Annotated in this window: 26 protein-coding genes; 20 read left to right on the top strand and 6 right to left on the bottom strand. The window is 72.7% G+C overall.

From position 1 onward, the window contains the following. Nucleotides 1–3 precede the first annotated feature (3 nt). The 3 genes from leuC (at nt 4) to ASG88_RS01655 (ending at nt 2,995) form a co-directional block, all read left to right on the top strand. The gene (gene leuC, locus ASG88_RS01665) at nt 4–1,476 is read left to right on the top strand and encodes a 3-isopropylmalate dehydratase large subunit (protein WP_056885654.1); all 1,473 of its coding nucleotides are present in this window, start codon (nt 4–6) and stop codon (nt 1,474–1,476) included. 3 nt (nt 1,477–1,479) lie between these two features. Further along, the gene (leuD, locus tag ASG88_RS01660) at nt 1,480–2,085 is read left to right on the top strand and encodes a 3-isopropylmalate dehydratase small subunit (RefSeq protein ID WP_056885653.1); all 606 of its coding nucleotides are present in this window, start codon (nt 1,480–1,482) and stop codon (nt 2,083–2,085) included. A gap of 154 nt (nt 2,086–2,239) precedes the next feature. Next, nucleotides 2,240–2,995 carry an HU family DNA-binding protein gene (locus ASG88_RS01655; RefSeq protein WP_056885652.1) on the top strand — a complete coding sequence of 252 codons (756 nt, stop codon included), beginning with the start codon at nt 2,240–2,242 and terminating at the stop codon, nt 2,993–2,995. A gap of 22 nt (nt 2,996–3,017) precedes the next feature. Here ASG88_RS01655 and cofC read toward each other — a convergent pair whose 3' ends face one another. Beyond that, nucleotides 3,018–3,689, bottom strand: coding sequence for a 2-phospho-L-lactate guanylyltransferase (gene cofC / locus ASG88_RS01650; protein WP_082599782.1), 672 nt, complete (start codon nt 3,687–3,689; stop codon nt 3,018–3,020). Between the two features lie 140 nt (nt 3,690–3,829). Here cofC and ASG88_RS01645 point away from each other — a divergent pair, with 140 nt between their 5' ends. Beyond that, complete coding sequence (locus ASG88_RS01645; protein WP_082599835.1) at nt 3,830–4,507, top strand: lysophospholipid acyltransferase family protein; 678 nt, start codon at nt 3,830–3,832, stop codon at nt 4,505–4,507. After that, a complete protein-coding gene (locus ASG88_RS01640; RefSeq protein ID WP_056885650.1) occupies nt 4,504–5,505 on the top strand; it encodes an NAD(P)H-dependent glycerol-3-phosphate dehydrogenase in 1,002 nt (333 codons plus the stop codon). Before ASG88_RS01645 ends, ASG88_RS01640 begins: the two co-directional genes overlap by 4 nt. On the opposite strand, the gene ASG88_RS01635 is transcribed toward ASG88_RS01640, so the two are convergent. Continuing rightward, nucleotides 5,506–6,603, bottom strand: coding sequence for a trans-sulfuration enzyme family protein (locus tag ASG88_RS01635; protein ID WP_056885649.1), 1,098 nt, complete (start codon nt 6,601–6,603; stop codon nt 5,506–5,508). A 32-nt stretch (nt 6,604–6,635) separates the two neighbouring features. Here ASG88_RS01635 and ASG88_RS01630 point away from each other — a divergent pair, with 32 nt between their 5' ends. Beyond that, entirely contained in the window at nt 6,636–7,751 is a 1,116-nt protein-coding gene (locus ASG88_RS01630; RefSeq protein WP_056885648.1) for a D-alanine--D-alanine ligase family protein, read from the top strand. Nucleotides 7,752–7,772: 21 nt separating this feature from the next. On the opposite strand, the gene ASG88_RS01625 is transcribed toward ASG88_RS01630, so the two are convergent. Beyond that, nucleotides 7,773–8,222, bottom strand: a complete 450-nt coding sequence (locus tag ASG88_RS01625; protein ID WP_056885647.1) for a DUF3515 family protein — start codon at nt 8,220–8,222, stop codon at nt 7,773–7,775. A 47-nt stretch (nt 8,223–8,269) separates the two neighbouring features. Continuing rightward, nucleotides 8,270–8,506 carry an Lrp/AsnC ligand binding domain-containing protein gene (locus ASG88_RS01620; RefSeq protein ID WP_056885646.1) on the bottom strand — a complete coding sequence of 79 codons (237 nt, stop codon included), beginning with the start codon at nt 8,504–8,506 and terminating at the stop codon, nt 8,270–8,272. A gap of 66 nt (nt 8,507–8,572) precedes the next feature. Here ASG88_RS01620 and ASG88_RS01615 point away from each other — a divergent pair, with 66 nt between their 5' ends. Continuing rightward, nucleotides 8,573–9,535, top strand: coding sequence for a thiamine-phosphate kinase (locus tag ASG88_RS01615; protein ID WP_056886019.1), 963 nt, complete (start codon nt 8,573–8,575; stop codon nt 9,533–9,535). A 79-nt stretch (nt 9,536–9,614) separates the two neighbouring features. On the opposite strand, the gene rpmB is transcribed toward ASG88_RS01615, so the two are convergent. Next, nucleotides 9,615–9,800: a 50S ribosomal protein L28 gene (rpmB, locus tag ASG88_RS01610; protein ID WP_056885645.1), complete on the bottom strand. Its 186-nt coding sequence runs from the start codon at nt 9,798–9,800 to the stop codon at nt 9,615–9,617. Between the two features lie 173 nt (nt 9,801–9,973). Between rpmB and ASG88_RS01605 the strand changes: the two genes are divergently transcribed. From ASG88_RS01605 to ASG88_RS01550, 12 genes are all read left to right on the top strand, one after another. After that, nucleotides 9,974–11,608 carry a DAK2 domain-containing protein gene (locus ASG88_RS01605; RefSeq protein ID WP_056885644.1) on the top strand — a complete coding sequence of 545 codons (1,635 nt, stop codon included), beginning with the start codon at nt 9,974–9,976 and terminating at the stop codon, nt 11,606–11,608. 3 nt (nt 11,609–11,611) lie between these two features. Continuing rightward, a complete protein-coding gene (locus ASG88_RS01600) occupies nt 11,612–13,819 on the top strand; it encodes an ATP-dependent DNA helicase RecG (protein WP_056885643.1) in 2,208 nt (735 codons plus the stop codon). After that, a complete protein-coding gene (gene rsmD / locus ASG88_RS01595) occupies nt 13,816–14,415 on the top strand; it encodes a 16S rRNA (guanine(966)-N(2))-methyltransferase RsmD (RefSeq protein ID WP_056885642.1) in 600 nt (199 codons plus the stop codon). The genes ASG88_RS01600 and rsmD overlap by 4 nt, the downstream gene beginning before the upstream one ends. Before the next feature lie 7 nt (nt 14,416–14,422). Then, on the top strand, nt 14,423–14,911 hold the full coding sequence (coaD, locus tag ASG88_RS01590; RefSeq protein ID WP_056886018.1) for a pantetheine-phosphate adenylyltransferase: 489 nt from the start codon (nt 14,423–14,425) through the stop codon (nt 14,909–14,911). Between the two features lie 94 nt (nt 14,912–15,005). After that, the gene (locus ASG88_RS01585) at nt 15,006–15,581 is read left to right on the top strand and encodes a YceD family protein (protein WP_056885641.1); all 576 of its coding nucleotides are present in this window, start codon (nt 15,006–15,008) and stop codon (nt 15,579–15,581) included. 43 nt (nt 15,582–15,624) lie between these two features. After that, entirely contained in the window at nt 15,625–15,810 is a 186-nt protein-coding gene (gene rpmF / locus ASG88_RS01580) for a 50S ribosomal protein L32 (protein ID WP_056885640.1), read from the top strand. Then, on the top strand, nt 15,731–16,543 hold the full coding sequence (gene rnc / locus ASG88_RS01575; RefSeq protein WP_082599780.1) for a ribonuclease III: 813 nt from the start codon (nt 15,731–15,733) through the stop codon (nt 16,541–16,543). The genes rpmF and rnc overlap by 80 nt, the downstream gene beginning before the upstream one ends. A gap of 9 nt (nt 16,544–16,552) precedes the next feature. Next, entirely contained in the window at nt 16,553–17,458 is a 906-nt protein-coding gene (mutM, locus tag ASG88_RS01570; protein WP_056885639.1) for a bifunctional DNA-formamidopyrimidine glycosylase/DNA-(apurinic or apyrimidinic site) lyase, read from the top strand. Nucleotides 17,459–17,528: 70 nt separating this feature from the next. Then, nucleotides 17,529–17,732: a hypothetical protein gene (locus tag ASG88_RS01565; RefSeq protein ID WP_056885638.1), complete on the top strand. Its 204-nt coding sequence runs from the start codon at nt 17,529–17,531 to the stop codon at nt 17,730–17,732. A gap of 52 nt (nt 17,733–17,784) precedes the next feature. Next, a complete protein-coding gene (locus ASG88_RS01560) occupies nt 17,785–19,041 on the top strand; it encodes an MFS transporter (protein ID WP_056885637.1) in 1,257 nt (418 codons plus the stop codon). 33 nt (nt 19,042–19,074) lie between these two features. Then, on the top strand, nt 19,075–20,481 hold the full coding sequence (locus ASG88_RS01555; RefSeq protein WP_056885636.1) for an FAD-binding oxidoreductase: 1,407 nt from the start codon (nt 19,075–19,077) through the stop codon (nt 20,479–20,481). A 149-nt stretch (nt 20,482–20,630) separates the two neighbouring features. Next, a complete protein-coding gene (locus ASG88_RS01550; protein ID WP_157559505.1) occupies nt 20,631–22,253 on the top strand; it encodes a hypothetical protein in 1,623 nt (540 codons plus the stop codon). Nucleotides 22,254–22,284: 31 nt separating this feature from the next. Here ASG88_RS01550 and ASG88_RS01545 read toward each other — a convergent pair whose 3' ends face one another. Beyond that, a complete protein-coding gene (locus ASG88_RS01545; RefSeq protein ID WP_056885634.1) occupies nt 22,285–23,112 on the bottom strand; it encodes a class I SAM-dependent methyltransferase in 828 nt (275 codons plus the stop codon). 159 nt (nt 23,113–23,271) lie between these two features. On the opposite strand from ASG88_RS01545, the gene smc reads away from it, so the two are divergent. Next, nucleotides 23,272–26,823: a chromosome segregation protein SMC gene (gene smc, locus ASG88_RS01540; protein WP_056885633.1), complete on the top strand. Its 3,552-nt coding sequence runs from the start codon at nt 23,272–23,274 to the stop codon at nt 26,821–26,823. Nucleotides 26,824–26,828 lie beyond the last annotated feature (5 nt).

The raw sequence follows: 26,828 nt of genomic DNA, 5'->3' as shown, positions 1-26,828 counted from the left end.
GTCATGGGCAAGACCCTGGCCGAGAAGGTGTGGGACGAGCACGTGATCGCTGTCGGCGCGGGCGCGCGGCAGCCTGGCGCGGAGCGACAGGCTCGCGCCATGTCGACGCCCGACCTCCTCTTCATCGACCTCCACCTCATCCACGAGGTGACGTCGCCCCAGGCGTTCGACGGGCTGCGCCTCGCCGGCCGTCGGGTCCGGCGTCCCGACCTGACGCTCGCGACCGAGGACCACAACGTCCCGACGATCGACTGGGACAAGCCGATCGCCGACCCGGTGAGCAAGACCCAGGTCGACACGTTGCGCAAGAACGCCGCGGAGTTCGGCGTACGCCTGCACCCGCTCGGCGACGTGGAGCAGGGCATCGTCCACGTGGTCGGCCCGCAGCTCGGCCTGACCCAGCCCGGCATGACGATCGTGTGTGGCGACTCGCACACCTCCACGCACGGCGCCTTCGGCGCGATCGCCTTCGGCATCGGCACCTCCGAGGTCGAGCACGTGCTCGCCACCCAGACGCTGATGCAGGCCCGGCCGAAGACGATGGCCGTGACGATCAACGGCTCGCTGCCCGAGGGCGTCACCGCCAAGGACATGGTGCTGACGCTGATCGCGCACACCGGCACGGGTGGCGGGCAGGGCTACATCGTGGAGTACCGCGGGCAGGCCATCGAGGAGCTCTCCATGGAGGGCCGGATGACCGTGTGCAACATGTCGATCGAGTGGGGTGCCAAGGCCGGCATGATCGCCCCCGACCAGACGACCTTCGACTACATCGAGGGCAAGCCCGAGGCGCCCACCGGCGCCGACTGGGACGCGGCCGTCGAGCACTGGCGCAGCCTGCGCACCGACGACGACGCGGACTTCGACAAGGAGATCGTCCTCGACGCGAGCGAGATGACGCCCTTCGTCACGTGGGGCACCAACCCCGGCCAGGGCGTGCCGCTCGGTGCGAGCGTCCCCAGCCCCGACGACTTCGACGAGCCCAACGACAAGATCGCCACCGAGAAGGCCCTCGAGTACATGGGCCTCGAGGCCGGCACCCCGATGCGCGACATCAGGGTCGACACCGTGTTCGTCGGCTCCTGCACCAACGGCCGCATCGAGGACCTCCGGCTCGCCGCCGAGATCATCAAGGGCCACACCGTCGCCGAGGGGACCCGCCTGCTGGTCGTCCCGGGCTCGGTGCGGGTCCGCCTGCAGGCGCAGGAGGAGGGCCTCGACCAGGTCTTCCTCGAGGCCGGCGCCGAGTGGCGTGGTGCGGGTTGCTCGATGTGCCTCGGCATGAACCCCGACCAGCTCGCCCCCCAGGAGCGCAGCGCGTCCACGTCCAACCGCAACTTCGAGGGCCGGCAGGGCAAGGGTGGTCGCACCCACCTCGTGTCGATCCCGGTCGCGGCGGCCACCGCCGTGCGCGGCACCCTCTCGTCCCCGGCGGACCTCGTCCCCGCCGGCCACGTCGCCAGCCAGGAGGCCTGAGCCATGGAGCCCTTCACCACCCACACCGGCGTCGGCGTCCCGCTGCGGCGCAGCAACGTCGACACCGACCAGATCATCCCGGCCGTCTACCTCAAGCGGGTCACGCGCACCGGCTTCGAGGACGGGCTCTTCGCGGCCTGGCGCGGTGACGAGTCCTTCGTCCTCAACAAGCCGGAGTACGCCGCGGGCACGGTGCTCGTCGCCGGTCCCGACTTCGGCACCGGCTCGTCACGCGAGCACGCCGTGTGGGCGCTGCAGAACTACGGCTTCAAGGCCGTCATCTCAGCCCGCTTCGCCGACATCTTCCGCGGCAACTCCGGCAAGTCCGGCCTGCTGGCGGCGCAGGTCGACGAGAAGGTCGTGCAGCGCCTGTGGGACCACCTCGAGCAGCACCCCGGAGCCACCGTGACCGTGGACCTCGAGTCCCGCACGGTGCGCGCCGGCGAGGGTCCCGAGGCGATCGAGGACTCCTTCGACATCGACGACTACACCCGCTGGCGACTGCTCGAGGGCCTCGACGACATCGGCATCACGCTCGGCAACGAGGCCGACATCACGACGTACGAGGCGACCCGGCCGAGCTGGAAGCCGGCCACGCAGCACGGCTGACGACCCCGCTTCTTCCACGCCACGGGCCGGAAACCCCCAAAAAACCGGGGGAAACCGGCCCGCGGTGATTGTGACGCACGCCACGGGTCCCTAGCGTGCCAAGGAATGGGTCGAGCACAGGCTCGGCGCCTTGAGTTCATTGGAAGGGAAGACAGTGAACAAGTCTCAGCTCATCGACGCGCTCGCCGCGCGTTACGAGGGGAACCGCAAGCAGGCTGCGCACGCGCTCGACTCCGTGCTCGACACCATCACGCGGGAGGTCGCCAAGGGCGAGAAGGTCGCCATCACCGGGTTCGGCTCGTTCGAGAAGACCGTCCGCAACGCCCGCTGGGTCCGCAACCCGCAGACCGGGGAGCGGATGAAGTCGAAGAAGAAGTCGGTGCCGAAGTTCTCACCCGGCCAGGACCTCAAGAACATCGTGTCCGGCGCCAAGAAGCTGCCCAAGCTGACCGCGGCGAACATGCCCAAGCCGCCGACCGTCCGCGCGGTCGCGTCGGTGGCCGTGGGCACGGCATCGGCCGCCGTCGGCACCGCGGCCTCCGCCGCCAAGCGCGCGACCCCGGGCGCGAAGACCGCGGCCAAGAAGGCTCCGGCGGCGAAGACCACCGCGGCCAAGAAGGCTCCGGCGAAGAAGGCGCCCGCCAAGAAGACGGCCACGGCCACCAAGTCGACGGCGGCCAAGACCACGGCGGCGAAGACCACCGCGGCCAAGAAGGCTCCGGCCAAGAAGGCGCCCGCCAAGAAGACGGCCACGAAGTCGACGGCCGCCAAGTCGACGGCCGCCAAGTCGACTGCTGCGAAGTCGACCGCGACCAAGGCGACGGCGAAGAAGGCGCCGGCCACGAAGTCGACGACGTCGACGACGGCCAAGAAGACGACCGCGAAGAAGGCGCCCGCCAATAAGGCCTAGGCACTGCTCGTACGACGGCGGGTCACCCCTCGGGTGGCCCGCCGTTCGTGTGCCCGTCGTTCGTGTGCCCCGCCTCGTCCCCGCCCGACATCGCCTGCTCGGTGTGGGGGCCCACGCCCAGCACCAGGGCGCCGCCGAGGTCGCCGAGGTCGTCGACGTCGAGACGCAGGGTGGTGACCGGGGCGGCCACCTCGTGCGCGCCCGCCTCGACGTGGCGGGCGGCCGACCCGGGACCGAAGCGTGGTGCGAAGCGGTCGGGCGGTGCGGCGTACACGGTCGTGCCGGTGCCGGCGGCGTCGCGGACGAACGTCGGCCCGGCCACCTCGCGCAGCGCGGCGGCGAGGTCGTCGGGCACGAGGGCGGGCAGGTCGGCGCACAGGGTCACGGGGACCGCGCCCGGCCAGCGCCGAGCCGCCTCGGCGGCCGCCTCGCGCAGGGTGGCGTTGAGGTCCTGGCTGACCCCGTCGGGGATCACCTCGCAGCCGTCCGCGGCGAGCTCCCGCGCGAAGCGGAAGTCGTCGGTGACGGCGAGGACCGCGACGACCCCCGGCGTACGACGCGCGGCAGCGGCGGTGTCGCGGGCGAAGGCGGCCGCGAGGTCGCGTCGCTGGGCGTCGGGCAGGCCGCGCAGGCGCGACTTGCCGAGCGCGGGCGGCTTGACCGGGAGGATCACGACGAAGGACGCGGCAGACATCGCAGTGATCCTGTCACGGGGCGAGTAGCCTGCGGGTCGACGATCAGAGAGGCGGAGAAGTGGCGGTCAGGAAAGTGCAGGCCCGTCGCGGGTGGGCGGTCAACTTCGTCGCGACCGTGGTCAGGCCGACGCTCGACGTCATGACGTCCCACACGTGGATCGACGGCACCAGGATCCCGGCCGACGGCGGGTGCATCGTGGTGGCCAACCACATCTCGCACCTCGACCCGCTGCTCACCGCGCACTTCGTCTACGACCACGGACGGATCCCGCGCTACCTCGCCAAGTCGAGCCTCTTCCGCACCCGCTTCGTCGGCACCGTGCTGGGCTCCGCCGGCCAGATCCCGGTGGAGCGGCTGAGTCGCAACGCCATCGGTGCGTACGACGCCGCGGTGCGCGCCGTCCACGAGGGCGAGTGCGTCGTCGTCTACCCCGAGGGCACGCTGACGCGCGACCCCGACCTGTGGCCGATGACCGGCAAGTCCGGGGCTGCCCGGATCGCGCTGGCCACCGGGGTGCCGGTGATCCCGCTCGGCCACTGGGGCGCCCAGGACGTGCTGGCGCCCTACGCGAAGAAGCCGCACCTCTTCCCGCGCAAGCACGTGCTGATGAAGGCGGGGGACCCCGTGCCGATCGACGACCTGCGCGCCAAGAAGCAGACGCCCGAGGTCGTCACCGAGACGACCGAGCGGATCATGACGGCCATCACCGACATCGTCGCCGAGCTCCGCGGGGAGCAGCCCCCGGCCGAGCGCTTCGACCCCCGCATCCACGGCGTGAAGCCGATCGGCAACCCCAACAAGAAGGATCGTCGATGACCAAGGTCGCAGTCTTCAGTGCGGGCTCGTGGGGGACCGCGTTCTCCGTCGTGCTCGGTGACGCCGGCAACGACGTCGTGCTGTGGGCCCGTCGCGACGAGGTCGCCGACGCCATCAACACCAAGCGCGAGAACACCGAGTACCTCCCCGGCATCGAGCTGCCCGCGAGCGTGCGCGCCACGACCGACGCCGCCGAGGCGGCAGCCGACGCCGACGTCGTCGTGCTCACCGTGCCCTCGCAGACGCTGCGGGCCAACCTCACGGAGTGGGCGCCGCTCATCCCGGACAAGGCCGTGATGGTCTCGCTGATGAAGGGCGTGGAGCTGGGCTCCCTCAAGCGGATGAGCGAGGTGATCGCCGAGGTGACCGGCGCCGGGCCCGAGCGGATCGCCGTCGTCAGCGGGCCCAACCTGGCCAAGGAGATCGCCCGCCGCGAGCCGGCCGCGTCGGTGGTGGCGTGCGCCGACGAGGACGTCGCCCGACGGCTGCAGGGCCTGTTCCACACCGCCGCGTTCCGCCCCTACACGTCGACGGACGTGCTGGGCTGCGAGATCGGCGGCGCCTACAAGAACGTCGTCGGCCTCGCCGTCGGGATGGCGGTCGGGCTGGGCTTCGGCGACAACACGACCGCCTCCGTCATCACCCGCGGCCTCGCCGAGACGGCCCGTCTCGCGATGGCCCAGGGCGCCAACCCGCTGACCCTGATGGGCCTCGCCGGGCTCGGTGACCTCGTGGCCACCTGCTCGTCCCCGCTCTCGCGCAACCGCACCTTCGGCGAGAACCTCGGCAAGGGCATGACGACCGAGGAGATCTACGCCTCCACCCGCCAGGTCGCGGAGGGCGCCAAGTCCTGCAAGTCGCTGCTGGCCCTGGCCCGCGAGACCGGCGTCGACGCCCCGATCGCCGAGCACGTCGACGCGGTCGTCGACGGCCGGATCACGGCGCTGGAGATGATGAACGCCTTCATCGCCCGCGACACCAAGGCCGAGACCGACTAGTCAGCCGACGCAGCCGTCGAGCGCGACGCGCAAGTCGTCCCAGAGGTCCTCGACGTCCTCGACGCCGACGGAGAGCCGCACCAGCCCCTCGGGCACGGTCGAGGACTCGGTCTTCCAGCGGCGCCGCCGCTCGAAGGTCGACTCGACGCCGCCGAGCGAGGTGGCGTGCACCCACAGCGACGTCTTGCGGGTGAGCAGGTCGGCGGCCATCGCTCCCTGGGCCAGCACGATCGAGACGATCGCGCCGAAGCCGGGGTAGCGCACGTCGCCGACGGCCGGGTGCTCGCCGAGGCGGCGTACGAGCTCCTGCGCGTTGGCCTGGGCGCGCTCGACGCGCAGGTGCAGGGTGCGCAGGCCGCGCAGCACCAGCCACGCCTCGAGGGTGCCGGGGACCGCGCCGAGCAGGTCGCGACGGCCCTTGAGCACCGCGAAGAGCTCGTCGTCGCGGGTGCAGACGGCGCCGAGGAGCGCGTCGCTGTGCCCGGCGAGGAACTTGGTCGCGGAGTGCACGACGATGTCGACGTCGTCCTCGAGCGGGGTCTGCAGCAGGGGAGTGGCGAAGGTGTTGTCGACGACGACGTAGGCGCCCGCGTCGTGCGCGGCGGCCCGGATGGTCGGGATGTCCGCCAGCTCGAGTCCCGGGTTGGTGGGCGACTCCAGCCACACCAGGGCGGCGTCGTCGCACGCGGCGACGACGGCCTGGGTGTCGGTGATGTCGACCAGCTCGGCGCGGATGCGCCCGCGGGACTCGAGGTCGGCCAGCTGCATGATCGTGCCGTTGTAGGCGCCTCGCGGGGCCACCACCTTGGCGCCGTGGCCGACCAGGTCGAGGACCGTCGACACGGCCGCCAGCCCGGAGGAGAAGGTCAGGCACCGACCACCCTCGAGGGCCCCGATCGCGTCCTCCAGGGCCGTCCACGTGGGGTTGCCGTAGCGGCCGTACTCGAGGTCTCCACCGGCGACGTAGGTGCTCGCCATGGTGATCGGGGTGTTGAGCGGCGCGTCCGGGACGTGCTCGGGACGGCCCGCCGTCACGGCGATGGTGGCCGGGCTCAGGGTGCGCGCGGGGTTGGACGGGGTGGGCGGGTCGACTGCCATGCGGGCCAGCGTAGGCCGATAGGGTCAGGACAATGAACGAGCCCCGCAAGCCCCGCGTCGCCGTCGTCTTCGGCGGCCGGTCCAGTGAGCACGGCATCTCCTGCGTCACCGCCGGCAGCGTGCTGGCGGCCATCGACCGGGAGCGGTACGACGTGGTGCCGGTCGGCATCGCCGCCGACGGCCGCTGGGTGCTCGAGGCCGACGACCCGGCCCGTCTCGCGATCAACGGCAAGGACCTCCCCGAGGTCGACGGCACCCGCGCGATGGTCGCGATGCTGGGCGCCGAGGGCGAGACCGACCTCGTCATCACCCGCGCCGCGCAGGTGCCGGAGGTGATCGGCGAGGTCGACGTGGTCTTCCCGCTGCTGCACGGGCCGTGGGGCGAGGACGGGACCCTGCAGGGGATGCTCGAGATGGCCGGCGTGCGCTACGTCGGCTCCGGCGTGCTGGCCTCGGCGGTCGGCATGGACAAGGCCTTCATGAAGGTCGTCCTGGCCGCCGCCGGGCTGCCGGTCACGCCGGGCACCACCGTCACCCGGCGGGAGTGGGAGACCGACCCGGCCGGCGTGCTGGCGAGGATCGAGGCGCTGGGCTTCCCGGCGTTCGCCAAGCCCGCCCGTGGCGGGTCCAGCATCGGCATCAGCAAGATCCACGACGCCGCCGAGATCGGGGACTGCCTCGAGCTCGCCTTCGAGCACGACCCCAAGGTGCTCGTCGAGCAGGCGATGGTCGGTGGCCGTGAGGTGGAGTGCGGCGTGCTCGGCACCCGCGACGGCGAGCCCGAGACCAGCCGGCCGGCAGAGGTCCGCACGGGCGGCGACCACGAGTTCTACGACTTCGAGGCCAAGTACCTCGCCGACCAGCAGACCGAGATCGACCTGCCCGCCGACCTGCCGCCCGAGGTCGAGCAGGAGCTGCGACGGCTGGCGGTGCGTGCCTTCGACGCGCTGTCGTGCGAGGGCCTGGCGCGGGTCGACTTCTTCGTCATGCCCGACCACTCGCTGGTGATCAACGAGCTCAACACGATGCCCGGCTTCACGCCGACCTCGATGTTCCCCCAGATGTGGGCCGAGTCCGGCGTGGACTACGCGACCCTGGTCGACCGGTTGCTCACCCTCGCGCTCGAGCGCGACACCGGTCTGCGCTGAGCAGCGCTCAGCGGCAGGCTGTCACCGACAGGGCTCGCCGGCCTCCAGCTCGGCCTTCATGGGCCGCGCTAGCTGGGCGAGCATCAGGTCCACGCCGGCCCCGCGGAGCTCGCCGGGCACGTGGAGGGCGACGTACGGCGTGGTGGTGAGGGCCGTCGCCGTGGCGTCGCCGGTGAGGTCCTCGAGCTCGCTGTCGGGGACGAACCAGCCCACCCGGCGGACCTGGATGCAGGCCGCGAACTCGTCGTACGCCTCCGGCTCCTCGACCCCGCAGGTGAGCTCGATGGCGCCCCAGGACGCCGTGCGGTCGTCCCTCCCGGTGAGGTCCTCGCCGGCGAGCGGGTCGGGCAGGGCGTCGACGAGGCGGGCGCAGGACGCCGCCTCCTCCTCGGTGAGGTCCGGCAGGTCGTCGGAGCCCCCCGGCAGGGCGGAGCAGCCCGTCAGGACCGCGGGCAGGAGCAGTGCCAGCACAGCAGCGCCCCGCGTCCGGGTGGACGCGGGGCGCGGGTGCGGCGGTGTCAGATGTGGACGACGGGGCACGTGAGCGTGCGCGTGATGCCGTCGAGGCTCTGCACCTTGGAGACGACCAGCTTGCCGAGCTCGTCGACGTTGCGTGCCTCGGCGCGGACGATCACGTCGTAGGGGCCCGTGACGTCCTCGGCAAGGGTGACGCCCTTGACCTGGGCGATCGCCGCGGCGACCTCGGCGGCCTTGCCGACGTCGGTCTGGATCAGGATGTAGGCCTGGACGACCATCTGGACTCCTTGCTGCTCGGATGTGTCGTCGGTCAACCTACCGCGTCGTCTGGTGTGATGGGAGGCATGTCTTCCCCAGCCTCGAACCCACCCGACGCGACCATCGCCGATGCCGGTGAGTTCGGCCTGATCGCGCAGCTCGAGGGCATCTTCGCCCAGGGCGAGCACGTGCTCATCGGGCCCGGTGACGACGCCGCCGTGCTGCGCATCCGCAACGGCCACGTGGTCGTCTCCACCGACCTGATGGTGGAGGGTCGGCACTTCCGCCGTGACTGGGCCAGCGCCGAGGACGTGGGCCACCGCGCGGCCGCCCAGAACCTCTCCGACGTCAACGCGATGGGGGGTCGTGCCCACTCGCTCACCATCGGGATGGCCATGCCCGCCGACCTGCCGGTGCAGTGGGCGCTCGACTTCGCCCGCGGCTTCGCGGCCGAGGCAGCCCTGGTGGGCGCCAGCGTCGTGGGGGGCGACGTCACCCGGTCCGACGAGGTCGTCATCGCGGTCACCGTCCTCGGAGCGTGCACCCAGGCGCCCGTCGTGCGCAGCGGCGCCGAGCCGGGCGACGTGCTGGCGCTCCACGGCCGCCAGGGCTGGGCCGCGGGAGGACTGGCCGTGCTCGGTCGCGGCTTCCGCTCCCCGCGCGTGCTGGTCGAGGCCTACCGCCGTCCCGAGCCGCCGTACGACGCGGGGCAGGTCGCCGCGGAGGCCGGCGCCACCTCGATGATCGACATCTCCGACGGACTGCTCGCCGAGGCCGGCCACCTGGCACGCGACAGCGGGGTCGCGATCGACGTGCACAGCGGCGCGTTCGAGATCGCCGAGCCGCTCACCGCCGTGGGCGCGGCGCTCGGCGCCGACCCGCTGGGCTTCATCCTCGGCGGCGGCGACGACCACGCCCTGCTGGCGACCTTCTCCGACCGCGCGTCGGTGCCCGAGGGGTGGCTGGTCGTCGGCGAGGTCACCGAGGGGGAGGGCGTCACGGTCGACCGGGCGGCGTACGACGGCCCCACCGGCTGGACCCACTTCTGACACGCCGTCGTCCCGCCACGACGACGAAGGCCCCGTCCCAGCAGGGACGGGGCCTTCGGCGAAGAGGAAACTCAGCAGGTCAGCGCGAGACCTTGCCGGCCTTGAGGCAGCCGGTGCACACGTTCATGCGCTTGGGCGTGCCGTTGACGGTCGCCCGCACGCGCTGGATGTTGGGGTTGAAACGACGCTTGGTGATCTTGCGCGACCAGGGACGGTTGTTGCCGAAGCCCGGCTTCTTGGCGCAGATGTCGCAGACGGCAGCCACCGTGCACTCCGATCAGTTCGAGGATTCTCCAGATGGGGCCCGCGGAGATGTCAGCGGGCAACCGCGCCAGACTATCCGACGACCACGGATGGCATGAAATCGAAGCAGTCGGTGACGGGCACTACCCTGTGGCACTCGCACCGGACTGTTGGAGACAGGGGAGGCACGCAGGGATGGAGACCGTACCCCACGGCATCTCGACCTCCTCGATCCTGCGCTTCGTCGACATCGCCTCCGACGCCCTCGGCGCGGCCCGCGAGGAGATCGACGCCCTCAACGTCTACCCGGTGCCCGACGGTGACACCGGCACCAACATGTTCCTCACCGTCGCCGCCGCCCGCGACGCGCTGCGCGAGGCCGTCGGCACGCGACCCGACCTCCCCCTCGGCGACGCGCTGGCGATCCTGTCCCGCGGCGCGCTGCTGGGGGCGCGGGGCAACTCCGGCGTCATCCTGAGCCAGATGCTCGGTGCGTACGCCGCCCGCCTGGGGCAGGTGCCCACCGCCGAGCGCAACGCCCGCATCGCGGCCGAGGCGATGCAGAAGGCGACCGACGCCAGCTACGCCGCCGTCGGACGCCCGGTCGAGGGCACCATCCTCACCGTCGCCCGCGCCGCCTCCGACGCCGCGATGCGGTGCGCCGACGGGGACGGTGCCCGGGCCCGCGACGTCTTCGTCGCGGCCGCGGCCGCCGCCCGCGAGGCGCTGCTGCACACACCCGAGCAACTCCAGCAGCTCGCCGACGCCGGCGTGGTCGACGCGGGCGGTCGCGGGCTGTGCGTGGTCCTCGACGCCGCCGAGACCGTCTCCACCGGACGACGTCCCGAGCCCGTGGCCCTCACCGGCCACCGGATCCCGGTGCCGCACCCCATCCCCGGCGACCACCTCACCGAGGACGGTCCGGCCTACGAGGTGATGTACCTCCTCGACGCCGACGACGAGGCCGTCGCGGTCCTGCGCACCGTGCTCGACACCCTCGGCGACAGCCTCGTCGTGGTCGGCGGGTCGGGCCTGTGGAACGTCCACGTCCACGTCGACGACGTGGGGGCGGCGATCGAGGCGGGCATCGACGCCGGACGCCCGCACCGGGTGCGGGTGACGCACTTCGCCGAGCAGGTGGCCGAGGCCCGCCGGGCGCCGGTCACCCGGCAGCGCGCCGTCGTCGCCGTCGCGGCGGGCCCGGGCCTCGCGGCCCTCTTCGAGGAGGCGGGAGCGGTCGTGGTCGCCGGCGGACCGGGCCGACGTCCCTCGACCGGGCAGCTGCTCGAGGCCATCCACTCCTGCGGGGCCACCGAGGTCGTCCTGCTGCCCAACGACGCCGACTCGGTGCGCGTCGCCGAGATCGCGGCCCGCACCGCCGAGCAGGAGGGCGGTCTCCGGGTCGAGGTGATCCCCAGCCAGGCCCAGGTCCAGGGCCTCGCCGCGATGGCCGTGCACGAGCCCGGACGCACGTTCGACCAGGACGTCCGCGAGATGACCGCGACGGCCCGCCACGCCCGCCACGGCGCGATCACCGTCGCCGCCCGCCAGGCGATGACCATGGCCGGCCCCTGCGAGGTCGGCGACGTCCTCGGCGTCATCGCCGGTGACTTCGCGGTGGTCGGGGACGACCTCGACACGGTGGCCGCCGACGTGGTCGAGCGGCTGCTCGGCGGCGGTGGGGAGCTGGTGACCTTCGTGGCCGGCGAGGGCGGCGCCGACGTCGCGGCACGGGCCGCGGCGTACGTCGAGCGGATGCACCCCCACATCGACGTCACCGTCTACGACGGGGGCCAGGAGCGCTACCCGGTCCTGGTCAGCGTGGAGTAGCCGATGGTCGCGATCACCCCGGACTCGCCCGTGGCGGCGGTCTTCGGCCGGAGCCACGCCAAGCGCAAGCTGGTCGAGGAGGGCCTCGGCATCCGCACGGTCGGCGAGCTCCTCTTCCACCTGCCGCGGCGCTACGTCGTCTCCACCGAGCTCTCCGAGGTCGCCGAGCCGGTCGTCGGCCAGCTCATGTCGGTCGTCGGCGAGGTGTCCTCGTCGCGGATGACGCAGTTCTACGCGCGGGGCAAGCAGCAGTACCGCACCGAGGTCCGGATCCGCACCAACGGACCCGACTTCACACTGTCGTTCTTCAGCCCCTATCCCGGCCAGGCCGAGAAGTACGTCGCGGAGATGCGCTCCGGCAGCCGGGGCCTCTTCACCGGCAAGGCCAAGCTCTTCAACGGCACCTGGCAGCTGGACGGGCCCCACCACCTGATGTTCGGCGAGGACGGCGAGTCCGCCTCGCTGCCACGGCTGCTGCCGGTCTACCCGCTCACGCACAAGCTCTACGTGTGGGACCTCATCCGGGTGATGGAGTCCGCGCTCGACCTGGTGACCGGGGTCACCGACGTGCTCACCCCCGAGCTGCGCCGCGAGCACGACGTGCTCGACGTCATGACGGCGCTGCGCCTGGCCCACCGGCCCGACGACTACGCCCAGGTCGGTGCCGCGCAGCGACGCTTCCGCTTCGAGGAGGCCCTCGTCCTCCAGCTCGTCCTGGCCCGGCGTCGCGCGGCGCAGCGCGCCCTGGGTGCCCGGTCCCGGGCGGGCGGCGGGAGCCTGCTCGAGGCATTCGACGCGCGGTTGCCCTTCGAGCTCACCGCCGGCCAGCGCGAGATCGGCGACCTGGTCGAGGAGGAGCTGGCCCGCGACCACCCGATGCACCGCCTCCTGCAGGGCGAGGTGGGCTCCGGCAAGACCCTGGTCGCGCTCCGGGCGATGCTGCGCGTCGTCGACTCCGGCGGCCAGGCGGTCCTCCTCGCGCCGACCGAGGTGCTCGCGCAGCAGCACCACCGCTCCATCAGCGCCATGCTCGGCGACCTCGCCCAGGGCGGCATGCTGGGCGGAGCGGCCGATGGCACGTCGGTGGTGTTGCTGACCGGCTCGATGGGCAAGACTGCCCGGGACAGGGCGCTCCAGCAGATGTCATCGGGGGAGGCGGGGATCGTGATCGGCACCCACGCCTTGCTCGAGCAGTCGGTCGAGCTCGCCGACCTCGGACTCGTCGTGGTGGACGAGCAGCACCGCTTCGGCGTCGAGCAGCGGGCGGCCCTCACCGACAAGGCGGGCACCCCGCCGCACGTCCTGGTCATGACGGCGACGCCGATCCCGCGGACCGTCGCGATGACCGTCTTCGGCGACCTGGAGACCTCCGTCCTCTCCGAGCTCCCCGCGGGTCGCGCCCCCATCCAGACCAACGTCGTGCCGCTGGCCGAGCAGCCCGCCTGGATCTCCCGGGTGTGGCAACGGGTGCGCGAGGAGGTCGCCGCCGGCCACCAGGCGTACGTCGTGTGCCCCCGCATCAGCGGCGACACCCAGGAGGAGGGCGAGCAGGACCAGCTCGACGTCGACGAGGACGGCGAGGTCGTCACCGCCCGCCGCAGGCTCGCCGCCGTCGAGGACCTGCACGCCGAGCTCACCGCCGGTCCGCTCGCCGGCCTCCGGGTCGCGGTGCTCCACGGCCGGCTGCCGGCCGACGACAAGGACCGCACCATGCGGGCCTTCGCTGCGGGCGAGATCGACGTCCTGGTCTCCACCACCGTCATCGAGGTCGGCGTCGACGTGCACAACGCCACCACCATGGTGCTGATGGACGCCGACCGGTTCGGCGTCTCCCAGCTCCACCAGCTGCGCGGTCGCGTCGGCCGTGGCGGGCTCCCCGGTCTGTGCCTGCTGGTCTCCGGGGCCGAGCTGGGCTCGCCGGCCCGCGACCGGCTCGACGCCGTCGCCTCGACCACCGACGGCTTCGAGCTGAGCCGCATCGACCTCGAGCAACGGCGCGAGGGTGACGTGTTGGGCGCCAACCAGTCGGGCTTCCGCTCCAGCCTCGTCAGCCTGCGGGTGCTCCGCGACGCGGCCACCATCGACCGGGCCCGCGACGCCGCCGAGTCGCTGCTGGCCGCCGACCCGGACCTCGCCTTCACCCCCGACCTCGCCGCGGCGGTGCAGGAGATCGAGCGCTCCAGCGTCTCCGGGTTCCTGGAGAAGTCGTGACGCGGATCATCGGGGGCAGTGCGGGAGGGCGTCGCCTGGCGACGCCACGGGGCTCGCTCACCCGGCCCACGAGCGACCGGGTGCGGGAGGCGCTGTTCTCCGCGGTGGAGGCGTGGTGCGGGTCGCTCGACGGCCTCCGCTTCCTCGACCTGTACGCCGGCTCGGGTGCCGTCGGCCTCGAGGCCTGGTCCCGCGGAGCCGGTGTGGTGACGCTGGTCGAGCAGGACCGTCGTACGGCCGCCCTCATCGGCCGCAACGCCGTGACCGTCGGCTTCGGTCGCGCGGACGTCCTGGCCCTGTCGGTCGGTGCCGTGCTGCGCAAGCCGCCGGCGGCGCCGTACGACGTGGTCTTCATGGATCCGCCCTACCCGATGCACGACGACGAGGTGACCTCGGTGCTGCAGTCGCTGGTCGTCGGCCACTGGCTGGTCCCCGGGGCGCTGGTGGTCGTCGAGCGGGGCTCGCGCGGCCCCGCGCTCGCCTGGCCCGACGGGCTGGTGGGGGAGCGGTCGAAGAAGTACGGCGAGACGATGCTTTGGTACGGTCACCGCGCCTCGCGGGACCCCGGGGCGGAGACCGATCCGGAGGAGGACTGACGTGCCGCTGCACCGCGCCGTGTGCCCCGGGTCGTTCGACCCCGTCACCCACGGCCACCTCGACATCGTCGAGCGGGCCGCAAGCCTCTTCGACGAGGTCATCGTCGCCGTCGGCGTCAACGCCTCCAAGAACCGGCTCTTCTCCGCCGACGAGCGCATCGCCATGCTCACCGAGGCCTGCGCGGGCTGGGACAACGTCCGCGTCGACGGCTTCACCGGGCTCCTCACCGACTTCTGCCTCGCCCACGACGTCCATGCGATCGTCAAGGGGCTCCGGGCGGTCAGCGACTTCGACTACGAGCTCCAGATGGCCCAGATGAACTCCTCGCTGGCGCCCATCGAGACGGTCTTCGTGCCCACCAGCCCCGAGTGGTCCTTCCTCGCGTCCTCGCTGGTCAAGGAGGTCGCGACCTTCGGGGGCGACGTGTCCGGCCTGGTCCCCGACTTCGTCCTGACGCGACTCACGGCCAGGCTGGCCGAGCGGCGGGACGGCTGACCGTCGCGGGTCGGACGGGTCGTTTTGCCCCACCCGACACGCGGCGGCTACGATTCCGAGGTTCTGTTTGTGTCCGGACACCGGAAGTGACTTCATGACCAGCCTGGACCCGAGAGCGCCGCTCGTGCTCGATACACGCGAGCTCGGCCGCCGCCCGGGGTCCCAGCGGGACGTCGTCATCACGGTCCCGGCTCCGGCAGAGCTTGGTATCGAAGTCCTCAGTGTCCCTGAGGGGTCGCCGGTCGAGCTTGACCTGCGCCTCGAGGCGGTCATGGAGGGAGTGCTGGTCACGGGCACGGCAACTGCCGGGCTCGAGGGCGAGTGCGCACGGTGCCTGGAGCCGATCGACGACGAGATCGACGTGAGGTTCCAGGAGCTGTACGTCTACGCCGACCAGCACGACAAGGCCGTGGAGCACGACGACCACGACCTCGACGACGAGACCAGCAGGCTCGAGGACGACATGCTCGACCTCGAGCCCCTGCTGCGGGACGCGGTGGTGCTCGCACTACCGTTCACCCCGTTGTGCGAGGACGACTGTCCGGGACTGTGCGCCGAGTGTGGCGCGCGACTGGCGGACGACCCCGAGCACACGCACGATGCACCGATCGACCCGCGCTGGGCCGGGCTCACCGCCCTGACGCAGGACCAGAGCACCACCACAGACTGACCAACCGGACGACCGTCCGGCCAGTAGCAAACAGGAGATAACAGTGGCTGTCCCGAAGCGGAAGATGTCGCGCAGCAACACGCGCCACCGCCGGTCGCAGTGGAAGGCCGTGGCCCCCAACCTGGCCACCTGCGCCAACCCCGCCTGCGGTGCCAAGCACCTCCCGCACCGCGCGTGCGGCACGTGCGGTCAGTACGGCGCTCGCGCCGACCGTCGCCAGGTCCTCTGAGACCACCACTCAGAGACCTGACGGTTCACTGACCACCGAGGACCTGCGCCGAGCGCTCGGTGATCCGATCCTGGATCCCGGGTTGCTCGACCGCGCCCTGACGCACCGGTCCTACGCGTACGAGAACGGCGGCATCCCCACCAACGAGCGCCTGGAGTTCCTGGGCGACTCGGTGCTGGGGGTCGTCGTGACCGAGACGCTCTACACGACCCACCCCGACCTCTCCGAGGGACGGCTGGCCAAGCTGCGCGCCGCGGTCGTCAACGCGCGCGCCCTGGCGGGTGTGGCCCGCGACCTCGACCTCGGCCGGCACATCAAGCTGGGCCGCGGCGAGGAGACCACCGGCGGTCGCGACAAGGCGTCGATCCTGTCCGACACCGTCGAGGCGGTCATCGGGGCCATCCACCTGTCCGGTGGCATCGAGGCCTCCGCCGGCGTGGTGCACCGGCTGTTCGACCCGCTCATGGAGGAGGCCGCCCTGATGGGCGCCGGCCTCGACTGGAAGACCTCCCTCCAGGAGCTGTCGGCCACCCTGGGCCTCGGCGTCCCGGAGTACGTCATCGAGGACGACGGGCCCGACCACATGAAGACCTTCGTCGCCCGGGTCCGGGTCGGCGAGGAGCTCTACGGACGCGGGACCGGCCGCTCCAAGAAGGAAGCCGAGCAGGGCGCCGCCAAGACGGCGTACGGCGAGCTGACCGACGCCCACCCCGAGCTCGTCGCACAGCCCTGACGCCGTCCCGTGCCTGAGCTGCCCGAGGTCGAGGTCGTCCGCGCCGGCCTCCAGCGCCACGTGACCGGCGCCCGCATCGCTGCGGTCGAGGTGCTCCACCCCCGCCCGCTGCGGCGCGACCCGCGGGGATCCGACGGCTTCGTCGCCGCCCTGGTCGGACGCCGCATCGAGGCGGTCCGGCGCCGCGGCAAGTACTTCTGGCTGGCCCTCGACGCCGACGCGCCCGAGCTCCCCGGGGACGCACTCCTCGGGCACCTCGGCATGAGCGGCCAGATGCTGCTGCACCACCCGGGTGCGCCGGACGAGCGCCACCTGCGCGTGCGGTTCACCCTCGCCACCGCCGAGGGCCCGCTGGAGATGCGCTTCGTCGACCAGCGGATGTTCGGCGGCCTGCTCGTCTCCGACGGGGGAGCGGAGCTGCCGACCGAGATCACCCACATCGGCCGGGACCCGCTCGACCCGGACTTCGACGAGGCCGACTTCGTGCGTCGCGTCCGCCGCCGCGCCAGCGCGATCAAGCGCCAGCTGCTCGACCAGTCGCTGGTGTCCGGGGTCGGCAACATCTACGCCGACGAGGCCCTCTGGCGCGCGTCGGTGCACGGCGAGCGTCCCGGCGACCGCCTCACCGCCGCCCAGGTGCGCGAGATCGTCGGGCACGCGCGCGACGTGATGACCGACGCGCTGGCGCAGGGGGGCACGTCCTTCGACGCGCTCTACGTCAACGTCAACGGCGAGTCCGGCTACTTCGACCGGTCCCTGCACGCCTACGGCCGTGAGGGTGAGGCGTGCGAGCGCTGCGGCACCCCGATCCGGAGGGTGGCCTTCATGAACCGTTCGTCCTACTTCTGCCCGACCTGCCAGCGCCCGCCCCGCCGCTCCCCGGGTGGCACGACGCGACGCGCCGGTGCCCGTTGACCACCCGCCGCCACGGTGGGACTCTTGTAGACGGCCCGCTTCCGGGCGCCCCCACCGAAAGGGCTGTTCCATGGCCAAGGCGTTGATCGGCCACCTGGCCGGCGACCCGCGCACCTCTGCCCGTCTCGCCACCGACAACCGTCGGCTCCGGCAACGTGTCACCGAGCTGGAGACGCTGGTCCTCCGGCTGCAGGCCGAGAACGACCAGCTCGAAGCACGCCTCCAGGGCGCGCGGACGGCGGACGTCCTCGACCCGGAGATGCTCCCGGCCTGACGCGGCAAACCCGTAGGGCCGCCTCCCGGTGCGGCGCTAGGCTCCTGCTCTTGTGAGCCCAGCCAGTCGCGTCGTCGAGACGGTCTTCCCGCCGCGCCTCGGCACCCCGTTCCGCTGGCTGGTGGCGTCCTCGTGGACCACCAACCTCGGCGACGGCCTGATGATGGCCGCCGGACCGCTGCTCGTCGCGTCGCAGACCCGCAACCCGGTGCTCGTCGCCGCCACCGCGGTGGCCCTCCAGCTGCCCTGGCTGCTCTTCGGGCTCGTCGGGGGAGCGATGGCCGACCGCCTCGACCGGCGGGTCCTGGTGATGGCGATGGACGGTGCCCGCGCCGTCGTGCTGGTCGGGCTCTGCGCCGTGATCCTCTCCGGGCAGGTCAACATCTGGCTGGTCATGGGCGCGATGTTCCTCGTCGGGGTGGCCGAGGTCTTCGCCGACACGACGACCGGCACGCTGCTGCCGATGCTCGTCGACAAGTCCGACCTGGGGATCGCCAACGCCCGGATCCAGTTCGGCTTCCTCACGACCAACCAGCTCATCGGGCCGGCCGTCGGCGCAGTGATCTTCGCAGCCGGTATGGCGCTCCCGTTCATCATCCAGGCCGTGTGCGTCGCGCTCGGCGTCGTGCTCGTGTCCCGCATCGGTACGCCGCGCGGCCCCGTGCGCGACCACGTCGAGACCCACGTCCGCCAGGACATCGCCGAGGGCGTGCGCTGGCTGGGCGGCAACAAGCCGGTGCGGACCCTCGCGCTGGTGATCGTGGCCTTCAACGTCACCTGGGCCGCGCCGTGGTCGGTGCTGGTCCTGTGGTCGCTGGAGCGGGTGGGCATGGACGAGGCGGGCTTCGGGCTGCTCATCACCGCGTCGGCGCTCGGCGGGCTGCTGGGGACTGCGGCGTACGGGCGGGTCGAGAAGCGGGTGCCGCTCGCCACCTTGATGCGGACGGTGCTGGCGTGCGAGGTGGCCTTCCACCTCGCCATGGCCCTGACGACGTCGCCGTGGGCGGCGTACCCGCTGATGTTCTTCTTCGGCGCCTATGCGTTCATCTGGGGGACGCTGTCGCAGACGGTGCGGCAGCGGGCGGTGCCCACGGAGTTCCAGGGGCGCGTCGGCTCCGTCTACATGCTGTGCGTGATGGGCGGCATGCTGGTCGGCTCGCTGCTGGGTGGACTCATCGCCCACCAGTGGGGCGTCACCGCGCCGTGGTGGTTCGCCTTCGTGGGGTCGGGGCTGACCCTGGTCCTCGTGTGGCGCCAGCTGGCCCACATCGCGCACGCCGACGAGGAGGCGACGCTCGCGGCGGGCTGAGCCCGCCGGTGGCGGTCGTGGTTGCATGAGGCCATGTCCTCCGCTCCCACCACGACACCCACCACACGGCCCGCCGACGCGCTCCCGGCGCTGGTCGCCGCCCTCCCCGATGACGTCGTCGTGACCGACGCCGCCCGCACCGAGAAGTACCGCTGGGACCGGTCCCAGGACCCGCACGTGGGCACTCCGCTCGCCGTCGTCCGGGCCGAGGACGCCGCCCAGGTGCAGACGGCCGTGCGCTGGGCCGCCGAGCACGGGGTCCCGGTGGTGCCGCGGGGGACGGGCACGGGCCTGTCGGGTGGTGCCAGCGCCGTCGACGGAGGCATCGTGCTGAGCCTCGAGCGGATGACGGACGTCCAGGTGGACACCGCCTGCCAGGTCGTGGTCGTCGGGCCGGGTGCGCTCAACAAGGACGTGAAGGCGGCCGCCGCCCGGCACGGGTTGTGGTACCCGCCGGACCCCTCGTCGTACGAGATCTGCTCCATCGGCGGCAACATCGCCACCAACGCCGGCGGCCTGTGCTGCGTGAAGTACGGCGTGACCTCCGACTACGTGCTCGGGCTCGACGTGGTGCTCGCGGACGGCACGCTGGTGACCCTCGGCGGACCGCGGATCAAGGACGTGGCGGGGTTGTCGTTGCTCCAGCTCTTCGTCGGCAGCGAGGGCACCCTGGGGGTCGTGACCCGGGCGATCCTCAGGCTCGAGCCGGAGCAGGCGGTGGGCGCGACCATGGTGGCCGCCTTCCCCACCATGAGCGCCGCCGCGGAGGCGGTCGTCGCGATCCGTCGTCGCCTGCGGCCCTCGATGCTCGAGCTGATGGACCAGCCCTCGATCCGGGCCGTCGAGGCGTTCCGGCCGATGGGCCTCGACACGGACGCCGGCGCCCTGCTCGTCGCCCAGAGCGACGCGCCCGGCACGGCGTGCGGCGTCGAGGTCGAGGCGATGCGCGCCGCCTGTGAGGCGGCGGGATCCACCGACGTCTTCGTGACCGAGGACGCCGACGAGGGCGAGCTGTTCGTGCAGGCGCGACGGCTGGTGGTGCCCGCCGTCGAGCCGCTCGGCGAGCTGATGCTGGAGGACGTCGGGGTGCCGGTGCCGCGGCTGCCCGAGCTGGTCGACGCCGTGGCGGCGGTCGCCGCCCGCCACGACCTGCTCATCCCGGTCGTCGCGCACGCGGGGGACGGCAACACCCACCCGCTCATCGTGGTGCCACGGGGCGACGAGGAGGCCCGGCTCCGGGCGCTGGCCGCCTTCGACGAGATCATGCACGCCGCCATCGGCCTCGGCGGCACCATCACCGGCGAGCACGGCGTGGGCCGCACCAAGAGGTCGGCGCTGCCCGCCCAGCTCGGCGACGACGTGATGGCGCTGACCAGGCGGGTCAAGGACGCGCTCGACCCGGCCGGCATCCTCAACCCGGGCGCGATCCTCGAGGCCTGAGCCCCTCGCGACGGTGCGAAAGGTAAAGAACTAGTCCGCACGGGCCAGGAGAAGCACGGGAATCCGCGGCGCGCCGGGAACTACCCATTGTTGATGAGGTCGCTGCGCACCTGCCGGGCGACCGTGCCCTCGGGGCGCAGAGTCTGCGCATGGAGCAGCACGGGAAGTCAACGCGTCGTCGTCGCACCACTGCAGCGGTCACGGCGATGGGGGTGATGGCTGCCCCGCTGGCGGTGCTGCTCCTCGCGAGTCCCGCGGCCGCGTCCGTGACCATCGACGCACCGCCGTCCCCGCGTGCCGGCGCCGTCGACCTCACCGGCACGGTGGGAGTGGACCCGGGCGAGGTGACGACCGTCCTGTACGTGGTCGACACCACCCGCTCGACATCGTTGATCACGGACGTCGACTGCTCGGGCAACGGGATCGTCGGGCCGGAGGACGACATCAACGGGGACGGGAGCCGCGGGGACATCCTCGACTGCGAGATCGCCGGGGTCCAGTCCCTCAACCGGAGCCTCGCCACGACGTCGGGACTGCAGGTGGGCCTGGTCGGGTTCGCCAACCAGGCCGCCGCAGCCGACCTCGACCCGGTCGGCTCCGCCACCTTCCTGCCGCCGGGCTTCACCGGAGGGGACGCGCGGCCGCGTATCGACACCGTGGCCAGCAGCGTCGTCCGCGACGGGATCAACCTCTACGACCCCCGCACTCTCGGTGGCAGCGGGGCCGGGACCGCCTTCAACAGCGCAGTCTCCGTCTCCCTGGCCGCGCTGCGTGCTGCACCCGCCGGGCCGAAGTGGATCATGTTCCTCTCAGACGGCCAGGCCGCGATCGACGATGCCCGCCTCGCCGAGCTCACGGCATCCGGCGTCAAGATGCGCACCTTCGGCATCGGTAGCGAGGCCACGTGCGCCACCACCAGCAGCCTCCACAAGATGGCCGCGGCCACCGGCGAGAGCTGCCGGCTCGCGCCCCAGCCCGCGGCGTTGGCCGCCGGCCTGACCGGGTCGCAGCCCGATTCGCTCAACGGCGTGACCGTCTCCATCGGCAGCGTGGCCGTGGCCGCAACCGTGGATGCCGTCGGCGGCTGGAGGGCCCGCTTCACCCTCGGCGCCGGCACCTACACCGCCACCGCCCGGGCCGTGCTCACCTCCGGGGTCACCCAGACGGCCCAGCGGACCTTCACCGTGGGGTCGGCCACGGCGGGACCCGCGCCGGGAACCGTGACCGCCGGCCCCGGGGCACTGGCCGCCACGGTGGTCAAGGTGACCCGGCCCAAGCCCTCGCGTGACGCGCTCCCGTCCACGGTCACAGGACGGGTCGGTCGCCCTGTTCCCGGATTCACGCCCACCCTCGCGCTGGCGGGCTCCCGGGTGTTGCTGCAGGCCCGGGCCGACGAGGGTGCCGCGTGGTCGACCGTCGGCCAGGACACGGTGGACGGCTCCGGCAAGTTCACCCTGAAGTGGAAGCCGAAGGTCCGGCTCGACCTGCTGCGGGTGGTGCTGGAGCCCACGTCCGGGTTCGCCGGCAGCGCGGCCGCGGTGCCGACGGCCACGATCTCAGCCTGCAAGGTGGCAGGGAAAGGGCGGTGGACCGTGAAGTGCCTGACCACGGCCAAGGCCGGCAGCGTGGTCCGTCTCCTCGACGGGGGGAAGGTCGTCGACAAGGCCAGGGTTCGCGGCGGCGGCTTGAGGCTCGTCGGCCGGGGCAAGGTCGGAACGCACCGGATCGACATCACGGTCGGCAAGCGCCGCCATGTCAGGCTCGCCCTCTGAGCTCTCTCCGTCCGGCCCGGTGGTCCGTCCCTCAGGAGCGGGCCACCGTGCACCGCACGTCGGTCCACCAGGTCAGCCCGCCATCGGCCGCGGCCCTCTCGTGCAGCATCGGGTCCACGACCTCGTGGAGGGCGTCGAGGGTGCCGTGGCGTTCGTGGGCCTCGAGCAGCGCACGCTGGCCCTGCGACCACGTCCACGCCCACCACTGCTCGGCGTCGACGAAGTCGACCTCGAGGCGGACGTCGGTCGTGACGACGTCACCGAACCCGTGCTCTGCCAGGTGGCCCTCGAGCGCGGCGACGGACTCGAAGGGTCCGGACGACGTGACGTCGCGCGGTGGCCGGTCCTCCTCGGGCAGGGCACCCACGATGGCGTCGTACACCGGGGCCCAGGACTCGTCGGCCGCGCCGAACCACGTGAAGCCGAGCCGTCCCCGCGGGGCGAGGGCGGCGCGGTAGCGGTCCAGCGCCGCGTCGAGGTCCGGCAGGAAGAACAGCACCAGGCTCGCCTGGATGACGTGCCACGGTCCGGGCGGCGGGTGCTCCGCGTCCCCGAGCTCGACCTTCAGCCACGGCAGGTCGGAGGCGCGGGTGCGGAGGCCGCCGACCATCTGGGGCGCCAGGTCGGTGGCGAGCACCCGCCCGCTGGGGCCCACGGCGCGGGCGGCCAGCAGGGCGCTCGACCCGCGTCCACAACCGAGGTCGAGGACGCGCTCCCCGTGGCGCGGCGCGGTGCGGTCGACGAGGGAGCGCGCGACGGTCCCGAAGAACGTCACGCCCACCTGGTCGTACGTCGAGGCGGCACGGTCGAAGACGCCGACGATGCCGGCCTTGCGGTCTCCCGCGATGGGCTCGGTCATCCACTCACTGTGACAGGTGGGGGCGCCGGGGGTCGAGGTCCCCGTGGCGGCGTCGTACGACGCGTACTGTGAGGGACCGTCGCTTCCCCCGGTGTCTGAGAGGATGCCGCGATCGCACCACCACCCGACCGCGCCGACGCCGACAGCCAGGGGAGCACGTTGTACCTCAAGAGCCTGACGCTCAAGGGCTTCAAGTCCTTTGCGTCCTCCACGACGCTGCAGCTCGAGCCCGGCATCACCTGCATCGTCGGGCCCAACGGCTCGGGCAAGTCCAACGTCGTGGACGCGCTGGCGTGGGTCATGGGCGAGCAGGGTGCCAAGTCGCTGCGCGGCGGGAAGATGGAGGACGTCATCTTCGCGGGCACCTCCGGTCGGCCCCCGCTCGGCCGGGCCGAGGTGCAGCTGACCATCGACAACTCCGACGGGGCGCTGCCGATCGACTACTCCGAGGTCACGATCAGCCGCACGATGTTCCGCAACGGCGGCTCGGAGTACGCCATCAACGGCAGCTCGTGCCGCCTGCTCGACGTCCAGGAGCTGTTGAGCGACTCCGGCATCGGGCGCGAGATGCACGTCATCGTCGGGCAGGGCCAGCTCGACACCATCCTGCATGCGACCCCGGAGGACCGGCGCGGATTCATCGAGGAGGCCGCCGGGGTCCTCAAGCACCGCAAGCGCAAGGAGAAGGCGCTCCGCAAGCTCGACTCCACCGACGGCAACCTGACCCGCCTCAACGACCTGCTCAGCGAGATCCGCCGCCAGCTCAAGCCGCTCGGACGCCAAGCCGAGGTCGCGCGCAAGGCCGCCACCGTGCAGGCCGACGTGCGCGACGCCCGCGCCCGCCTGATCGCCGACGACCTCGTCACGGCCCGCACTGCGCTCGAGCAGGAGATGGCCGACGAGACGGTGCTGGTCGAGCGACGCGAGCAGGTCGAGGCCGAGCTGGCACGCGGCCGCGAGCGCGAGGCACAGCTCGAGGCCGCCCTGCGCGAGGACCTGCCCGCCCTCTCCGCAGCCCAGGAGACGTGGTTCGCCCTGTCCGGGCTCAAGGAGCGGCTGCGCGGCACCCAGTCCCTGGCCGGCGAGCGGATGCGCAACGCGGCCGGTGCGGCCGACGACTCGGTCGACTCCGGGCGCGACCCCGACCAGCTCGAGGCACAGGCCACACGGGTCCGCGAGCAGGAGGCCGAGATCGGGGCGGAGGTGGAGGAGCAGCGTGCGGCGCTCGAGGCCGCGGTGACCACGCGTCGTACGGCCGAGGACGCGGCAGCCGAGGAGGACCGCCGCATCGCCGGACTCCAGCGTGCCGCGGCCGACCGTCGTGAGGGCCTCGCCCGCCTGCACGGCCAGGTCAACGCCCTCCGGTCGCGGTCGGCGGCGGCCGACGAGGAGATCGGCCGCCTGCAGGCGGCACGGGAGGAGGCGGTCGCGCGCGCCGACCGCGCCCAGCGTGACTTCACCGCGCTCGAGACCAAGGTCGCCGGGCTCGACGCCGGTGAGGAGGGACTCGACGCCGAGCACGAGGCCGCGGTGGCGGCCCTCGACGACATCGACGAGCGGCTCGCCACGGCCCGCGACGAGGCCCAGCAGGCCGATCGCGACCGGGCCGGGCTCGTCGCCCGGCGCGACGCACTCGAGATCGGCCTCAACCGCAAGGACGGTGCGGGCGCGCTGCTGGCGGCGACCGACCGGGTCTCCGGGCTCCTCGGCTCGGTGGCCGCGGTGCTGTCGGTGCGTGCGGGCCACGAGGCCGCCGTGGCCGCGGCGCTCGGCTCGGCCGCCGACGCGGTGGTGGTCACCGGCGCCGACGCCGCCGTCGACGCCATCACCCACCTCAAGGCCGACGACCTGGGCCGCGCCGGACTGCTCCTGGGGGGTGCCCCCGCGCAGACCCGCGACTGGCCCGGGCTCCCGGCCGGCGCGACGTACGCCCTCGACGTGGTCGAGGCCCCGGACGAGCTCTCCGGCGCGCTCGCGCGGCTGCTGCACAAGGTCGTCGTGGTCGACGACCTCGACGCCGCACGCGCCCTCGTCACGGACCTGCCGGACGTCACCGCCGTCACGCTCGACGGCGACCTGATGGGGGCCCACTACGCGGCGGGCGGCTCGTCGAGCCAGCCGAGCCTGCTCGAGATCCAGGCGGCCGTCGACGAGGCGACGCTGGCGCTGGGGGAGGCCACGGCCCGCACCGAGCGGCTCGGGTTCGTCATCTCCGGGCTCGAGGCCGAGCGCCACGACGCGCTCAAGCGGGCGGACGTCGCCCTGGCCAAGCTGCACGAGTCGGACGCGACGCTGGCCGCGGTGGCGGAGGAGCTCGGCCAGTACGGCTCGACGGCCCGGTCCGCCCGCGGCGAGGCCGACCGTCTCGAGCGCGCCATCGCCTCCGCCATCGAGGCCCGCGACAAGGACCTGGCCGGGCTCGGCGAGCTGGAGACCCGACTGGCCACGGCCGAGGACGCCCCGGACGAGGAGCCGGACGCCAGCGAGCGCGAGCGCCTCGTCGAGGCCGCCCGCACCGCACGCCAGGGCGAGATGGACGCCCGACTCGCCCTGCGCACTGCCGAGGAGCGGGCCCGTGCCCTGCACGGTCGCGCCGACTCGCTGCTGCGCGCCGCTCAGGCCGAGCGCGACTCCCGCGCCCGCGCCGCCGAGCGCCGCCAGCGCCTCATCCGCGAAGGACGGGCGGCCGAGGCCGTCGGGACCGCCGTGGGTGTCGTGCTGCACGCGCTCGAGCGCTCGGTGATGCTTGCCGCCGACAAGCGCGCCGAGGTCGAGCAGTCCCGGCAGGAGCGCGAGCAGCAGCTGCTCGCCGCCCGCGCCACGCTGCGCGACCTGGGGCGCGAGCACGACGAGCTGGTCAACTCGGTCCACCGCGACGAGATGGCCCGCACCCAGCAGCGGATGCGGATCGAGCAGCTCGAGGAGCGCGCGCTCGACGAGCTGGGCATGGACGTCGACGGCCTGGTGTCCGACTACGGGCCGGACAACCTCGTGCCCTTCAGCGGTGAGGTCGCCGAGGGCGAGGAGGCGCCCGAGCCGGTGCCGTTCGTGCGCGAGGAGCAGCAGAAGCGCCTCAAGTCCGCCGAGCGGCAGCTGGCGATGCTCGGCCGGGTCAACCCGCTCGCGCTCGAGGAGTTCACCGCGATGGAGGAGCGGCACAAGTTCCTCACCGAGCAGCTGGAGGACCTGCGCCGGACCCGCAAGGACCTCCTCGACATCGTGCGCGAGGTCGACCAGCGGGTCGAGCAGGTCTTCACCGAGGCGTACGCCGACGTGTCCAAGGCCTTCGACGCGACCTTCGAGCGGCTGTTCCCGGGTGGTGAGGGGCGACTGGTGCTCACCGACCCCTCCGACATGCTCTCGACCGGCGTCGAGGTCGAGGCGCGACCGCCGGGCAAGAAGGTCAAGCGGCTCTCGTTGCTCTCCGGAGGTGAGCGGTCGCTCGTGGCCGTGGCCTTCCTGGTCGCGCTCTTCAAGGCGCGGCCCTCGCCGTTCTACATCCTCGACGAGGTGGAGGCGGCGCTGGACGACACCAACCTCGGTCGGCTGCTCCAGATCTACGAGGAGCTCCGGGAGAACTCCCAGCTGCTCGTCATCACCCACCAGAAGCGCACCATGGAGGTCGGGGACGCGCTGTACGGCGTGACCATGCGCGGCGACGGGGTGTCGGCGGTCATCTCCCAGCGCCTGGAGCGCGCCGCCAGCGCCTGAGCGTG

The organism is Nocardioides sp. Soil777 (genome assembly GCF_001428425.1).
GTDB classification, from domain to species: Bacteria; Actinomycetota; Actinomycetes; order Propionibacteriales; family Nocardioidaceae; genus Nocardioides; species Nocardioides terrigena.
Note: the sequence above shows the minus strand (reverse complement) of the source record. Positions and strands in the feature narration are given on the sequence as shown.